This is a genomic window from Shouchella clausii (genome assembly GCF_002250115.1).
Lineage (GTDB): Bacteria > Bacillota > Bacilli > Bacillales > Bacillaceae_D > Shouchella > Shouchella clausii.
Map to the genome: position 1 here is coordinate 1,226,608 of NZ_CP019985.1, position 13,953 is coordinate 1,240,560.

Here is a 13,953-nt window from a genome sequence, read left to right on the forward strand (position 1 = left end):
TTTTGTTCAGTTTTCAAAGGACTCGGTTGCCGTTCTAGAGGCAACTTAATTAATATAACATTATCAAGTGCGAATGTCAACACTTTTTTTGGTGGAGCCTAGCGGGATCGAACCGCTGACCTCCTGCGTGCAAAGCAGGCGCTCTCCCAGCTGAGCTAAGGCCCCATAATAATGGTCGGGAAGACAGGATTTGAACCTGCGACCCCTTGGTCCCAAACCAAGTGCTCTGCCAAGCTGAGCTACTTCCCGTAAATGGCGCGCCCGAGAGGATTCGAACCTCTAACCGCTTGATTCGTAGTCAAGTACTCTATCCAGTTGAGCTACGGGCGCAATTAAATTGTTGGCAATATGCCGAGAGCCGGACTTGAACCGGCACGGTAGTCACCTACCGCAGGATTTTAAGTCCTGTGTGTCTGCCAATTCCACCATCCCGGCACGGGATGCAAAAACAAAAAGCGGAAGACGGGATTCGAACCCGCGACCCCCACCTTGGCAAGGTGATATTCTACCACTGAACTACTTCCGCAATTTACAAATTTTATAAGTGCGGGTGAAGGGACTTGAACCCCCACGTCATAAAGACACTAGATCCTAAGTCTAGCGCGTCTGCCAATTCCGCCACACCCGCAAAACAATATTATGGTGAGCCATGAAGGACTCGAACCTTCGACCCTCTGATTAAAAGTCAGATGCTCTACCAACTGAGCTAATGGCTCTGACTTAACTTGGATTAGTGGTGCCGGCCAGAGGACTTGAACCCCCAACCTACTGATTACAAGTCAGTTGCTCTACCAATTGAGCTAGACCGGCATAATTGTAAAAATAACGTTGGTTTTTGTTGAAAAATATCTCCGTTTACTAAAATAACGTTTTACACTCAATTCGTCAAGTGGCTTTTTTAAGCCTGTCTTAAAAATAGAATCTTGAGAATACAGAGCAAAGCATGGTGGAGGATGACGGGATCGAACCGCCGACCCTCTGCTTGTAAGGCAGATGCTCTCCCAGCTGAGCTAATCCTCCATTTACCAATAAAATATTGCCCGGCAACGTCCTACTCTCGCGGGAGGAAGCCTCCAACTACCATCGGCGCAAAAGAGCTTAACGGCCGTGTTCGGCATGGGAACGGGTGTGACCTCTTTGCCATTGTCACCGGACTCTACTTCAGATAAGCTTCGGATTTCTTCGAGCACTCTTGTCCTCGAACTCCTCGCTTGTCTGCGTAGTTTTTCAGAGTGATCTGAAGGGTATGGAAAGAATCGGTGATTCTTTCAAAACTAAATCCGAAATAGACTCAATTGTCAAGAATGTGTATAGGATAAGTCCTCGACCGATTAGTATCAGTCCGCTCCACGTGTCGCCACGCTTCCACTTCTGACCTATCAACCTCATCATCTCTAAGGGGTCTTACTGGCTTACGCCATGGGAAATCTCATCTTGAGGGGGGCTTCATGCTTAGATGCTTTCAGCACTTATCCCGTCCATACGTAGCTACCCAGCGATGCTCCTGGCGGAACAACTGGTACACCAGCGGTATGTCCATCCCGGTCCTCTCGTACTAAGGACAGCTCCTCTCAAATTTCCTACGCCCGCGACGGATAGGGACCGAACTGTCTCACGACGTTCTGAACCCAGCTCGCGTGCCGCTTTAATGGGCGAACAGCCCAACCCTTGGGACCTACTTCAGCCCCAGGATGCGACGAGCCGACATCGAGGTGCCAAACCTCCCCGTCGATGTGGACTCTTGGGGGAGATAAGCCTGTTATCCCCAGGGTAGCTTTTATCCGTTGAGCGACGGCCCTTCCATACGGCACCGCCGGATCACTAAGCCCGACTTTCGTCCCTGCTCGACTTGTAGGTCTCGCAGTCAAGCTCCCTTCTGCCTTTGCACTCTACGAATGATTTCCAACCATTCTGAGGGAACCTTTGGGCGCCTCCGTTACTGTTTAGGAGGCGACCGCCCCAGTCAAACTGCCCACCTGACAATGTCCCTGGCCCGGATCACGGGTCGAGGTTAGAATGCCAGCACCATCAGGGTAGTATCCCACCGACGCCTCCACCGAAGCTAGCGCTCCGGTTTCCAAGGCTCCTACCTATCCTGTACAGATGATACCAACACTCACTATCAAGCTACAGTAAAGCTCCATGGGGTCTTTCCGTCCTGTCGCGGGTAACCTGCATCTTCACAGGTACTATAATTTCACCGGGTCTCTCGTTGAGACAGTATCCAAGTCGTTGCACCATTCGTGCGGGTCGGAACTTACCCGACAAGGAATTTCGCTACCTTAGGACCGTTATAGTTACGGCCGCCGTTTACTGGGGCTTCAATTCAGAGCTTCTCACCATTTGGGATGACCCTTCCTCTTAACCTTCCAGCACCGGGCAGGTGTCAGCCCCTATACTTCGCCTTACGGCTTCGCAGAGACCTGTGTTTTTGCTAAACAGTCGCTTGGATCCTTTCACTGCGGCTCTCTCGGGCGATTAACCCTACTAGAGCACCCCTTCTCCCGAAGTTACGGGGTCATTTTGCCGAGTTCCTTAACGAGAGTTCTCCCGAGCGTCTTAGAATTCTCTTCTCGCCTACCTGTGTCGGTTTGCGGTACGGGCACCTGTATTCTCACTAGAGGCTTTTCTCGGCAGCGGAGGATCAGGGATTTCGGACCCGAAGGTCCTTCACGGTCACAGCTCAGCCTTACGGAACACGGATTTGCCTATGTTCCAGCCTCGCATGCTTCGACGCGCACAGCCAGCGGCGCGCTCACCCTACCTTTCTGCGTCCCCCCATCGTTCAAACGAATACGAGGTGGTACAGGAATATCAACCTGTTGTCCATCGCCTACGCCTTTCGGCCTCGGCTTAGGTCCCGACTAACCCTGAGCGGACGAGCCTTCCTCAGGAAACCTTGGGCTTTCGACGGATAGGATTCTCACCTATCTTTTCGCTACTCATACCGGCATTCTCACTTCCAAGCACTCCACCAGTCCTCACGATCTGGCTTCGCTGTCCTTGGAACGCTCCCCTACCCAATCCCATACGGGATTGCCATAGCTTCGGTGATACGTTTAGCCCCGGTACATTTTCGGCGCAGAGTCACTCGACCAGTGAGCTATTACGCACTCTTTCAATGATGGCTGCTTCTAAGCCAACATCCTGGTTGTCTGGGCAACTCCACATCCTTTTCCACTTAACGTATACTTGGGGACCTTAGCTGATGGTCTGGGCTGTTTCCCTCTTGACTACGGATCTTAGCACTCGCAGTCTGACTCCCGAGTTAAAGTCATTGGCATTCGGAGTTTGACTGAATTCGGTAATCCTGTGGGGACCCCTCGTCCAATCAGTGCTCTACCTCCAAGACTCATCACTCGAGGCTAGCCCTAAAGCTATTTCGGGGAGAACCAGCTATTTCCGAGTTCGATTGGCATTTCACCCCTACCCACACCTCATCCCCGCAATTTTCAACTTGCGTGGGTTCGGGCCTCCAGTCGGTGTTACCCGACCTTCACCCTGGACATGGGTAGATCACCCGGTTTCGGGTCTACGGCATCGTACTTATGCGCCCTATTCAGACTCGCTTTCGCTGCGGCTCCGCTTCATCAGCTTAACCTTGCACGATACCGTAACTCGCCGGTTCATTCTACAAAAGGCACGCCATCACCCGTTAACGGGCTCTGACTAGTTGTAGGCACACGGTTTCAGGATCTCTTTCACTCCCCTTCCGGGGTGCTTTTCACCTTTCCCTCACGGTACTGGTTCACTATCGGTCACTAGGGAGTATTTAGCCTTGGGAGATGGTCCTCCCGGATTCCGACGGGGTTTCACGTGTCCCGCCGTACTCAGGATCCACTCTGGAGGAAACGAAGTTTCAGCTACAGGGCTGTTACCTTCTTCGGCCTGCCTTTCCAGACAGTTCACCTACTCCGTTTCTTGATCACTCCGTTGTTGAGTGTCCTACAACCCCAAGAGGCAAGCCTCTTGGTTTGGGCTGTTTCCGTTTCGCTCGCCGCTACTCAGGAAATCGCATTTGCTTTCTCTTCCTCCGGGTACTTAGATGTTTCAGTTCCCCGGGTCTGCCTCTCGACATCCTATGTGTTCAGATGCCAGTACCATCCCATTACGGATGGTGGGTTCCCCCATTCGGAAATCTCCGGATCGAAGCTTACTTACAGCTCCCCGAAGCCTATCGCGGTTCGTCGCGTCCTTCATCGGCTCCTAGTGCCAAGGCATTCACCGTGCGCCCTTTCTAACTTATCCTTTTTTGCTTCAGATCAGCGGCGGATCTCTTCGTCCACTTACGTTGTTCTCACTCGGTCACGTACACTCGTACGCTCCCTCATTCGAAAACGTGTGTCCTCGATCTCCTTGCTGCTCTTCGCAAAAATAAAAAAATACATAAAAAGGTATGCATTGAATTCTTGACGTCTCGTTCAAACAGTTTTACAACCGATGAACAAAGATCAATTTGAGTTATTTCTGGATTTAGTTTTCAAAGAACCTGAGAGTAAGTCCTCTCAAAACTGAACAAGGCTACTGATTTCAATTCCATCATGTAACACTTCTCAGTTTATGCTTCGTGCTGCCTTGCGACGAGTAACCGCAGGAGCAACGATGTTTCCTGCGACGAGTAACCGCAGGAGCAATAGCATTTAATCGAGAGTTTTGAGTCCTCTCAAAACTGAACAAATAGCCTAAGCGTTATATGACCGAAGGTCATACATCGACTAGAGTAAAAACTCCATAGAAAGGAGGTGATCCAGCCGCACCTTCCGATACGGCTACCTTGTTACGACTTCACCCCAATCATTTGTCCCACCTTAGGCGGCTGGCTCCAAAAGGTTGCCTCACCGACTTCGGGTGTTACAAACTCTCGTGGTGTGACGGGCGGTGTGTACAAGACCCGGGAACGTATTCACCGCGGCATGCTGATCCGCGATTACTAGCAATTCCGGCTTCATGCAGGCGAGTTGCAGCCTGCAATCCGAACTGAGAATGGCTTTATGGGATTGGCTTCACCTCGCGGTTTCGCTGCCCTTTGTACCATCCATTGTAGCACGTGTGTAGCCCAGGTCATAAGGGGCATGATGATTTGACGTCATCCCCACCTTCCTCCGGTTTGTCACCGGCAGTCACCTTAGAGTGCCCAACTCAATGCTGGCAACTAAGATCAAGGGTTGCGCTCGTTGCGGGACTTAACCCAACATCTCACGACACGAGCTGACGACAACCATGCACCACCTGTCACTTTGCCCCCGAAGGGGAAGCCCAATCTCTTGGGTGGTCAAAGGATGTCAAGACCTGGTAAGGTTCTTCGCGTTGCTTCGAATTAAACCACATGCTCCACTGCTTGTGCGGGTCCCCGTCAATTCCTTTGAGTTTCAGCCTTGCGGCCGTACTCCCCAGGCGGAGTGCTTAATGTGTTAACTTCGGCACTACGGGCATCGAAACCCCTAACACCTAGCACTCATCGTTTACGGCGTGGACTACCAGGGTATCTAATCCTGTTTGCTCCCCACGCTTTCGCGCCTCAGCGTCAGTTACAGACCAGAGAGTCGCCTTCGCCACTGGTGTTCCTCCACATCTCTACGCATTTCACCGCTACACGTGGAATTCCACTCTCCTCTTCTGCACTCAAGCTCCCCAGTTTCCAATGGCCGCTCGGGGTTGAGCCCCGAGATTTCACATCAGACTTAAGAAGCCGCCTGCGCGCGCTTTACGCCCAATAATTCCGGACAACGCTTGCCACCTACGTATTACCGCGGCTGCTGGCACGTAGTTAGCCGTGGCTTTCTGGTGAGGTACCGTCAAGGTACCGCCCTATTCGAACGGTACCGCTTCTTCCCTCACAACAGAGCTTTACGACCCGAAGGCCTTCCTCACTCACGCGGCGTTGCTCCGTCAGACTTTCGTCCATTGCGGAAGATTCCCTACTGCTGCCTCCCGTAGGAGTCTGGGCCGTGTCTCAGTCCCAGTGTGGCCGATCACCCTCTCAGGTCGGCTACGCATCGTTGCCTTGGTAAGCCGTTACCTTACCAACTAGCTAATGCGCCGCGGGCCCATCCCTTAGTGATAGCCGAAGCCATCTTTCACCCTCTCTCCAGGTGGAGAAAGGGATTATCCGGTATTAGCTCCGGTTTCCCGGAGTTATCCCAGTCTAAGGGGCAGGTTGCCCACGTGTTACTCACCCGTCCGCCGCTAACGTCAAAGGAGCAAGCTCCTTATCTGTCCGCTCGACTTGCATGTATTAGGCACGCCGCCAGCGTTCGTCCTGAGCCAGGATCAAACTCTCCGTTAAAAAGTTCGATTAGCTCATTGCACAACCGAAGTTGTGGCTCACTATGATTGACGAGATACCTTGTATCTCTTTTACGCTTGGCTTTTGTTCAGTTTTCAAAGGACTTGGTTGCCATTTCAGCAACTTTTTCATTGTAGCAAAAACAGCGACGTTTGTCAATAAAATCTTTTGTTTTTGCTTCGTTTGGTGAACATCGCATCTTAGCGACAAGAAATAATATACCACTATAAAACAAAAAGCGCAATACTTTTTTAAAAGATTTTCTTATCTGTTTGAACAGGCAGTTGGCTGACCTGTAGAAAACGACAGATCAGCCAACCATTGCTTATTCGCCTTGCTCGCGGTTACGCATTTGCGGGAAGAGAATGACATCCCGGATGGAAGGTGAATTTGTCAACAACATCACAAGTCTATCAATGCCAATACCGAGACCGCCTGTTGGAGGCATGCCGTATTCAAGTGCTTCAATAAAATCTTCATCCATTCGGTGGGCCTCATCGTCACCTTGCTCACGTTCAATTAATTGTGCTTCAAAGCGTTTTCTCTGGTCAATCGGATCATTAAGTTCAGAGAATGCATTGGCATGTTCACGCCCAACAATAAACAGCTCAAAGCGATCAGTAAAGCGCGGGTCTTCCTCATTTTTCTTTGCAAGCGGGGAGATCGCCAAAGGATGGCCATATACAAATGTAGGCTGAATAAGCGTTTCTTCTATAAAGTGCTCAAAAAACTCGTTTACAACATGGCCGAATGTCATTGTTTCTTTTACTGGCACTCCATGTTCTTTTGCAAGTGCCCGCGCTTCTCCATCGCTCATCTGCTGCCAAAAATCGACGCCAGTCTTTTCTTTAATCGCATCAACCATATGGACTCGCTTCCAACTAGGTGCCAGTTCAACGGTGTGTTCTCCGTACTGGACCGTGGTCGTGCCTAAGACTTCCTTAGCAATGTGCGCGATTACACCTTCTGTCAGTTCCATAATGTCATGGTAATCAGCATACGCTTCATAAAGTTCAATCATTGTAAATTCTGGGTTATGGCGAGTTGATATCCCTTCATTTCGGAACACACGGCCTATTTCGTATACTTTTTCCAAGCCGCCAACGATCAAACGCTTTAAATGAAGCTCGATCGCAATACGCATGTATAATTCCATATCGAGCGTATTATGGTGAGTGACAAATGGCCTAGCAGAAGCTCCACCAGGGATGCTATGCATCATCGGCGTTTCCACTTCAAGAAAGCCTTTTTCATCTAAATAACGGCGCATGACTTGAATGATTTTACTTCTTGTTATAAACGCGGTTCTTGATTCAGGACTCGTAATTAGATCAAGATAACGCTGGCGGTAACGTTGCTCAACGTCTTTTAAACCGTGATATTTGTCTGGCAACGGACGCAATGATTTCCCTAGTATCACCAGCTCCGTCACTTTCACAGACATTTCTCCTACCTTCGTCTTAAATGGACGCCCGCCGACACCAACCATGTCGCCAATATCTAATGATTTGAATAAACCATACGCTTCTTCCCCTACGGCGTCTTGACGAACGTATATTTGAATCTGCCCTCCTATATCTTGAATGTGGGCAAATCCCGCCTTTCCTTTGCCGCGTTTTGTCATTAATCGCCCTGCAAGGACGACATGATCGTCTTTTTCTTCAAGCTCTTCTTTCGTAAACGCAGCAAATTGCTCAATCACTTCGTTTGATGTATGCGTCCGTTCAAACTTTCCGCCAAATGGGTTAACCCCTTCATCATACAATTGATTTAACTTGTCTCGGCGCACGGCAAGCAAATCATGCATTTCCAATCCTTCCGTCATCGCTCTCAACCCCTTGTCCTCATTCACTGAAAAAGGGTAGACCGAGTAAACCGGTCAAACCCTTTGCCGTTCATCACTACGAACAGTGTACTATATCGCAGAACTCTCCGCCAGTTCGCGCCCCTCTAAGTAATCAACGTATTCATAAAGGGCTTTTACTACATCATCCCTTGTTTCAAATTGGTTGACTTTGTCGCGGATTTTCGCTTTGCCGCGCAATCCTTTAATATACCAAGCTGTATGTTTACGCATTTCGCGCACTGCAACACGCTCGCCTTTTAAAGCAACCAAACGATCCAAATGGATTAAACAAACTTCAATTTTCTCACGTGGAGTCGGTTCTGGAGGAAGAGTACCATTCTCAAGATATTGGATTGTACGGTACAACATCCACGGGTTCCCGAGAGCTGCACGGCCAATCATCACACCATCAACGCCATACTCGTCGAGCATCCGCTTGGCGTCTTGCGGTGTAGCAACATCACCGTTGCCTATAACCGGAATGTTCACTGCCTTTTTCACATCGCCAATAATATTCCAATCAGCCACACCCTCGTACATCTGAACGCGCGTGCGACCATGTACGGCCACTGCACTTCCGCCCGCTCGTTCAACTGCACGAGCATTCTCGATTGCATAAATATGGTCTTCATCCCAGCCAATCCGCATTTTGACAGTTACCGGCTTTTTGACTGCATCCACAACGGCAGCGACCATTTCGTAAATTTTTTTGGGGTCGAGAAGCCATCGGGCTCCAGCATCACACTTTGTAATTTTCGGCACTGGACAACCCATGTTAATGTCGATGATATCGGCATTGGTATTTTGGTCTACGAATCGTGCTGCTTCTACTAGTGTATCTTTTTCCCCACCAAAAATTTGCAAACTAAGCGGCTTTTCTCGCTCATCTACATAAAGCATTTGTAACGATTTTTCATTTTTATGCAAGATGGCTTTGTCACTAACCATTTCCGCGCAAACTAGGCCGGCGCCAAATTCTTTCGCAATTAAGCGAAACGCCGGGTTGCATACTCCTGCCATAGGCGCGAGTACGACTTGGTTTTTCATTTCTATGTCGCCTATTTTCAGCATAGGTCACACCTCCATTTGCTCTCCTTTGTATCATCTCCGCTTTGGAGATGTATAAACACTTCAGGATCGATAATCCTGCTATATTCACCTAAATACAGATGCGCTTACAACAACAGCGTTTAGCTTTCTGTATGAACGTATTGGTCAATGCCGCTCCAATCTCTCCACCATGTTACGCCAGCTTGAGTCGCCGAAGCTAATTCAACAACTGTTTGCTTACAGGTTTCACTGTATACATCAGGCGCTATTTCTGCAAGCGGAACGAGTACAAACGCCCGTTCCCACATTCGTGGATGGGGGATTTGCAGCTCACCCGTCTCTATATTTTCATGATCAAACAACAAAATGTCAAGATCTAGTGTACGAGGGCCGAAGCGGATAAGGCGCTTTCGGCCAAGTTTCCTCTCTATTGCTTGTGTTGCCGCAAGCAATGAAAACGGGCTAAGGGTGGTTTTGACTTCAGCGACCATATTTAAAAATGGCCCTTGGTCCGTAAAGCCAACAGGCTCCGTTTCATATATGGAAGAAGCTCGAATGACTTGAATCGAACCATCGGCGTCAAGCAGCTTCATTGCTTCCTGCAAATAATTTTCCCGGTCTCCTACATTCGAACCTAACGCAATATAAGCCTTATGCATGGCGTGACCTCGTTAGCTCTACTGCAACCGAGTCGTAATGCCCTGCAATGGGCGGATTAGGCTTGATCACTTTCACTGTACAGGTTTGCAGTTGGTCATACGCCTGTAAAAGTTCGGCGCAAATCCGTTCAGCAACTGCTTCTACCAGCTTGTACGGTTTCCCTTCAACAATCGCTTTTACACGCTCATGTACGTCTCCGTAATCAATGGATGCCTGCAAATCATCATGGCGTGCAGCATGCCTTAAATCGAGCTCAAGCACTAAATCGACGATAAAGTGTTGGCCCAACTTTGTTTCTTCTGAGTAGACGCCATGGTATCCGTAAAAAGACAGTTGATTTAAAAAGATTTTATCCAACATCATCACTCCGTTTCAGCATGGCGTCCATCATAATGGCCATGCGTGCCATTTCCTTCACATCATGGACACGAATGATTTGACAGCCTTTCGCAATTCCTAAGCAAATTGTCGCGCCAGTACCCTCTATACGGTCCTCAACCGGCAAATTCAAGGTTTTGGCAATTAAAGATTTTCTTGAAGTACCAAGCAACACTGGATAGCCCATTTCGACAATTTGGTCTAGTTCACGAATAACTTCCAAATTTTGTTCATACGTTTTCGCAAAGCCGACCCCTGGATCAAGCCAAATTTGCTCTTTTTGTACACCTGCTCTGACGCAGATATCTATGCTTTCTTGCAAATCAGCTTTCACATCTTCCATGAACGATTGGTAATTCATATTCTCGCGGTTGTGCATCAAAATGATTGGAACAGCAAGGTTGGCAGCAACTGTCGCCATTTCCGGGTCCGCTTTTGCTCCCCAAACATCGTTAATAATGGCTGCGCCGGCATGTACTGCCGCTTTTGCCGTTTTGGCTTTATACGTGTCAATGGAAATCGGTACGTCCATCCGCGCTGATATCGCTTCAATGACGGGAATAACCCGCTCCATTTCTTCCTCTGCTGGCACAGGCGTGTACCCTGGCCTCGTTGATTCTCCGCCAATATCAATTAAGTCAGCGCCAGCTTTCACAAGCTTATGGGCACGGTCAATTGCCGCGTCAAGGCGATTGTAGCGCCCTCCATCTGAAAAAGAGTCAGGCGTTACGTTTAAGATGCCCATCACTTTTGTTCGTGCTCCCCTATTGACTTGAAGAGAAAATCGCTTGCTCATGTTGTTTTGCTTCCTCCATTCGCTGCATGTGTGTAATTGGCAGCAATGACCGGCACAAGCGAGCCGATTTCCAGCTCCCGGCCGTCCAATTTTGTAACAGGCACGACGCCTTGAATTGAATTCGTGAGAAAAAGGGCATCGGCTTTATGAATAGCTTCCGCTTTAAATAAGCCTACGCGCACTTCATGCCCTACACTTTGTAATTGTTTGATCACAAAGCTTCTCGTTACTCCGCCTAAGATGCCCGTTTCTAACGAGGGTGTGAAGACGACATCGCCTTTTATCCAAAATAGATTGGAGACAATGCCTTCTGCTACATACCCTTCTTTTGTTAAAAAAATGCCTTCAGCATGGGGGGACTGTTTTAGCTCTTGTTTGGCGAGGACATTATTTAAATAATGATGTGATTTTAGCCGTACGCCCCCTTCAGGCGTGTTGCGAACAGTGTGTAAAACAACGGCTTCTTTGCGAAGCGGCTTTTTAGGCAATGGCTTCATATACACGATTTCCGTTGGCGCCTCATAGCGATCTGAAAATAAGCCAATCTCGCGCATGCCAGCTGATACATTCCAGCGGACATACCCTTCCTCGAGCTGGTTTGCTTCAAGCAATGTATAGATGGTTTCAAGCGCCCGTTCTTTTGTCAATGAGTAGGCAATGCCGACTGATTCCAAGCCTTTTAAAAGACGTTCAATATGCGCTTCGAGCAAAAACACACCGTTTTTATCAGCAGCAAAAGTCTCAAACAGACCAATGCCATATAAAAAACCATGGTCAAACGCAGAAATGGCGGCCTGCTCTTTTGCAACGACAGCTCCGTTTATACTGAGGAACATGCCGTGCCACCTTGGTAAGAATCAATAAATTGACGCAACAACGTTTTCCCTTCTTTCGTCATAATCGATTCAGGATGGAATTGGACGCCTTCAATCGTCAACTCCTTATGGCGAATCGCCATCACTTCCCCTTCCGCTGTTTCCGCGCTAATTTCAAAACATCCAGGCAACGTTTCCCGTTTAACAATAAGCGAATGGTAACGTGTCACGACAAGCGGGCTTGAAAGGCCAGCAAATATCGTTTTTCCATCATGCTGGACATTCGATGTTTTTCCGTGCATCAGCCGGTCCGCCTGGACAACATGGCCGCCAAACGCCTGGGCAATCGCCTGGTGTCCTAGGCAAACGCCAAAAATCGGCACTTTCCCAGCAAAAGCGCGGATCGCTTCTAAGCTGATTCCTGCTTCGTTTGGGCTACATGGCCCTGGAGAAATCATAATACAATCAGGATTTAAGTCCGCTATTTCCGTAATCGTTATAGCGTCATTTCGTTTGACGACCAGCTCTTGTCCCATTTCGCCTAAATACTGAACCAAATTGTACGTAAATGAATCATAATTGTCGATCATTAAAATCATCTCTTGCTCCTCCTAAGCTCTGCTCGTTTTTGTTAAAACTCTCTGCTCTGCTAATTCAAGCGCACGCCATAGTGCCTGCGCCTTTTTCATTGATTCTTTGTACTCGTTTTCGGCATTGGAATCAATCACTATTCCAGCGCCTGCCTGGACATGGGCGTTCCCATCCTGGCACAGCATCGTGCGAATGACTATGTTTAGTTCCATGTCGCCATTAAAACCAATCCAACCAATGGATCCTGTATATAGGCCGCGGCGAACGGGCTCCAACTCTTCGATGATCTCCATTGTCCTTACTTTTGGCGCTCCCGTTATCGTCCCCCCTGGGAACGTGGCCCGAATGCAATCGTATAGCGTCAGACCCTCTGCCAATTGCCCCTTTACACTGGAAACAAGGTGCATGACATGTGAGTACCGTTCAACCACTAATAAATCGTCAACAGCTACCGTGCCGTATTGGCTCACCCTGCCAAGATCGTTACGTTCCAGATCAACGAGCATTACGTGCTCAGCCCGCTCTTTTTCATTGCTTAAAAGTTCTGCTTCAAGCCAGGCATCTTCTTCCTCATTCGCTCCTCTTGAGCGTGTTCCAGCTATTGGCCTTGTTTCCAGTTCATTGCCCCGCTTTTTAATCAACAACTCGGGCGATGCGCTAACAATTTGAGTTTTTGGGCTATGAATATAACTCATATATGGCGATGGATTAAGCTGCCTTAGCTCTTTATACACACTAAGAGGGTCTACTTGAAGGCTGCGGGTATGGCGAACGGACAAATTGACTTGAAATACATCGCCGCTTCGAATGTAGTCTTGCACCTTTTCGACAGCACGAACAAACTGCTCTTTTGTGAATGTCGCTTCTTTGCGTGAACGGGATGTAAATGGGTTTCTACTTGACGTCGGAGCAGGCTCTGCTTGTAGCCACCGCTGTTCAAGGAGCGCCACCTTCTCCTGCAGCAATTGGCTATCGCTTCCATTGGCGCACAGCCACAACTGCTCTTCCTCATGGTCGTACACAGCTACTTCCTCAAAAACGAGAAAATAGACTTCAGGCAGTTGCAAATCATCAACCGCAGTTTCCTTTAATGACTCAATTTCTCGGACAACATCATAAGACAAGTATCCAATCGCCCCACCTTGCATTGGTGGACCTGTTAAGGTGTCCTCTGTTTGGTAGGGGGCAAGCACCGTTTCTAACGAAGATAACAGTGGGCCTTTAAAAAGATGGTTGCCGTTTTGGTCGCTGACCATTAATGTGTGGCCCTTGCCTTCGATCACAGCAACAGGCGTTAAGCCGATTATGCTATACCGCCCTGTCTGTCCACTTTCCAACAGTACATGATGGGGCTCGTCTTTCGCCAATGCTGAAAATCGGTGAAACCACTCGTTTTGCGGCATGGCGATTTTTTTATTTATTGATGTGCGAATGGCAGACCTTTGCGCCATAGACTCACTCCGTCTCTAAAGCATATGTGCTTATTCTACTAAACAATTTCTAAGAAGAAAAGCAGCCTCTTCGAAAAGAG

8 protein-coding genes, 9 tRNA genes and 3 rRNA genes are annotated in these 13,953 nt (G+C 48.7%); all 20 read right to left on the minus strand.

The annotated features are described in order from the left end of the window. Positions 1–89: 89 nt before the first annotated feature. Positions 90–165, minus strand: a tRNA-Ala gene (locus tag BC8716_RS05905). Between the two features lie 7 nt (positions 166–172). Beyond that, a tRNA-Pro gene (locus BC8716_RS05910) sits at positions 173–249 on the minus strand. A gap of 4 nt (positions 250–253) precedes the next feature. Continuing rightward, positions 254–330 (minus strand) — tRNA-Arg (locus BC8716_RS05915). Positions 331–349: 19 nt separating this feature from the next. After that, positions 350–435, minus strand: a tRNA-Leu gene (locus BC8716_RS05920). A 19-nt stretch (positions 436–454) separates the two neighbouring features. Then, positions 455–526, minus strand: a tRNA-Gly gene (locus tag BC8716_RS05925). Between the two features lie 19 nt (positions 527–545). Next, a tRNA-Leu gene (locus tag BC8716_RS05930) sits at positions 546–628 on the minus strand. 12 nt (positions 629–640) lie between these two features. Then, positions 641–716: transfer RNA gene (locus BC8716_RS05935), tRNA-Lys, on the minus strand. Between the two features lie 18 nt (positions 717–734). Further along, a tRNA-Thr gene (locus tag BC8716_RS05940) sits at positions 735–810 on the minus strand. A gap of 134 nt (positions 811–944) precedes the next feature. Further along, positions 945–1,020, minus strand: a tRNA-Val gene (locus BC8716_RS05945). An 18-nt stretch (positions 1,021–1,038) separates the two neighbouring features. Further along, positions 1,039–1,154 (minus strand): 5S ribosomal RNA (gene rrf, locus BC8716_RS05950). Positions 1,155–1,311: 157 nt separating this feature from the next. Next, a 23S ribosomal RNA gene (locus tag BC8716_RS05955) occupies positions 1,312–4,248 on the minus strand. Positions 4,249–4,735: 487 nt separating this feature from the next. After that, a 16S ribosomal RNA gene (locus BC8716_RS05960) occupies positions 4,736–6,286 on the minus strand. The 16S, 23S and 5S rRNA genes sit together here with 9 tRNA genes alongside, the layout of an rRNA operon. Positions 6,287–6,611: 325 nt before the next feature. Next, a complete protein-coding gene (lysS, locus tag BC8716_RS05965) occupies positions 6,612–8,111 on the minus strand; it encodes a lysine--tRNA ligase (RefSeq protein ID WP_094424316.1) in 1,500 nt (499 codons plus the stop codon). A 90-nt stretch (positions 8,112–8,201) separates the two neighbouring features. Beyond that, complete coding sequence (gene dusB / locus BC8716_RS05970; protein WP_094424317.1) at positions 8,202–9,203, minus strand: tRNA dihydrouridine synthase DusB; 1,002 nt, start codon at positions 9,201–9,203, stop codon at positions 8,202–8,204. Between the two features lie 119 nt (positions 9,204–9,322). Continuing rightward, positions 9,323–9,841, minus strand: a complete 519-nt coding sequence (folK, locus tag BC8716_RS05975; protein ID WP_094424318.1) for a 2-amino-4-hydroxy-6-hydroxymethyldihydropteridine diphosphokinase — start codon at positions 9,839–9,841, stop codon at positions 9,323–9,325. Beyond that, positions 9,834–10,199: a dihydroneopterin aldolase gene (gene folB, locus BC8716_RS05980; protein ID WP_094429175.1), complete on the minus strand. Its 366-nt coding sequence runs from the start codon at positions 10,197–10,199 to the stop codon at positions 9,834–9,836. Before folB ends, folK begins: the two co-directional genes overlap by 8 nt. Then, complete coding sequence (folP, locus tag BC8716_RS05985; protein ID WP_094424319.1) at positions 10,192–11,016, minus strand: dihydropteroate synthase; 825 nt, start codon at positions 11,014–11,016, stop codon at positions 10,192–10,194. Before folP ends, folB begins: the two co-directional genes overlap by 8 nt. Next, complete coding sequence (gene pabC, locus BC8716_RS05990) at positions 11,013–11,852, minus strand: aminodeoxychorismate lyase (RefSeq protein WP_094424320.1); 840 nt, start codon at positions 11,850–11,852, stop codon at positions 11,013–11,015. Before pabC ends, folP begins: the two co-directional genes overlap by 4 nt. Then, on the minus strand, positions 11,837–12,430 hold the full coding sequence (pabA, locus tag BC8716_RS05995) for an aminodeoxychorismate/anthranilate synthase component II (RefSeq protein WP_094424321.1): 594 nt from the start codon (positions 12,428–12,430) through the stop codon (positions 11,837–11,839). Before pabA ends, pabC begins: the two co-directional genes overlap by 16 nt. 12 nt (positions 12,431–12,442) lie before the next feature. After that, on the minus strand, positions 12,443–13,873 hold the full coding sequence (gene pabB / locus BC8716_RS06000; RefSeq protein WP_094424322.1) for an aminodeoxychorismate synthase, component I: 1,431 nt from the start codon (positions 13,871–13,873) through the stop codon (positions 12,443–12,445). Positions 13,874–13,953: the final 80 nt, after the last annotated feature.

What these genes read in the sequence shown, in the direction of transcription:
- lysS (WP_094424316.1), bottom strand. Translation starts at nt 8,111, where the DNA reads ATGACGGAAGGATTGGAAATGCATGATTTGCTTGCCGTGCGCCGAGAC.
- folP (WP_094424319.1), bottom strand. Translation starts at nt 11,016, where the DNA reads ATGAGCAAGCGATTTTCTCTTCAAGTCAATAGGGGAGCACGAACAAAA.
- folK (WP_094424318.1), bottom strand. Translation starts at nt 9,841, where the DNA reads ATGCATAAGGCTTATATTGCGTTAGGTTCGAATGTAGGAGACCGGGAA.
- pabB (WP_094424322.1), bottom strand. Translation starts at nt 13,873, where the DNA reads ATGGCGCAAAGGTCTGCCATTCGCACATCAATAAATAAAAAAATCGCC.
- pabA (WP_094424321.1), bottom strand. Translation starts at nt 12,430, where the DNA reads ATGATTTTAATGATCGACAATTATGATTCATTTACGTACAATTTGGTT.
- pabC (WP_094424320.1), bottom strand. Translation starts at nt 11,852, where the DNA reads ATGTTCCTCAGTATAAACGGAGCTGTCGTTGCAAAAGAGCAGGCCGCC.
- dusB (WP_094424317.1), bottom strand. Translation starts at nt 9,203, where the DNA reads ATGCTGAAAATAGGCGACATAGAAATGAAAAACCAAGTCGTACTCGCG.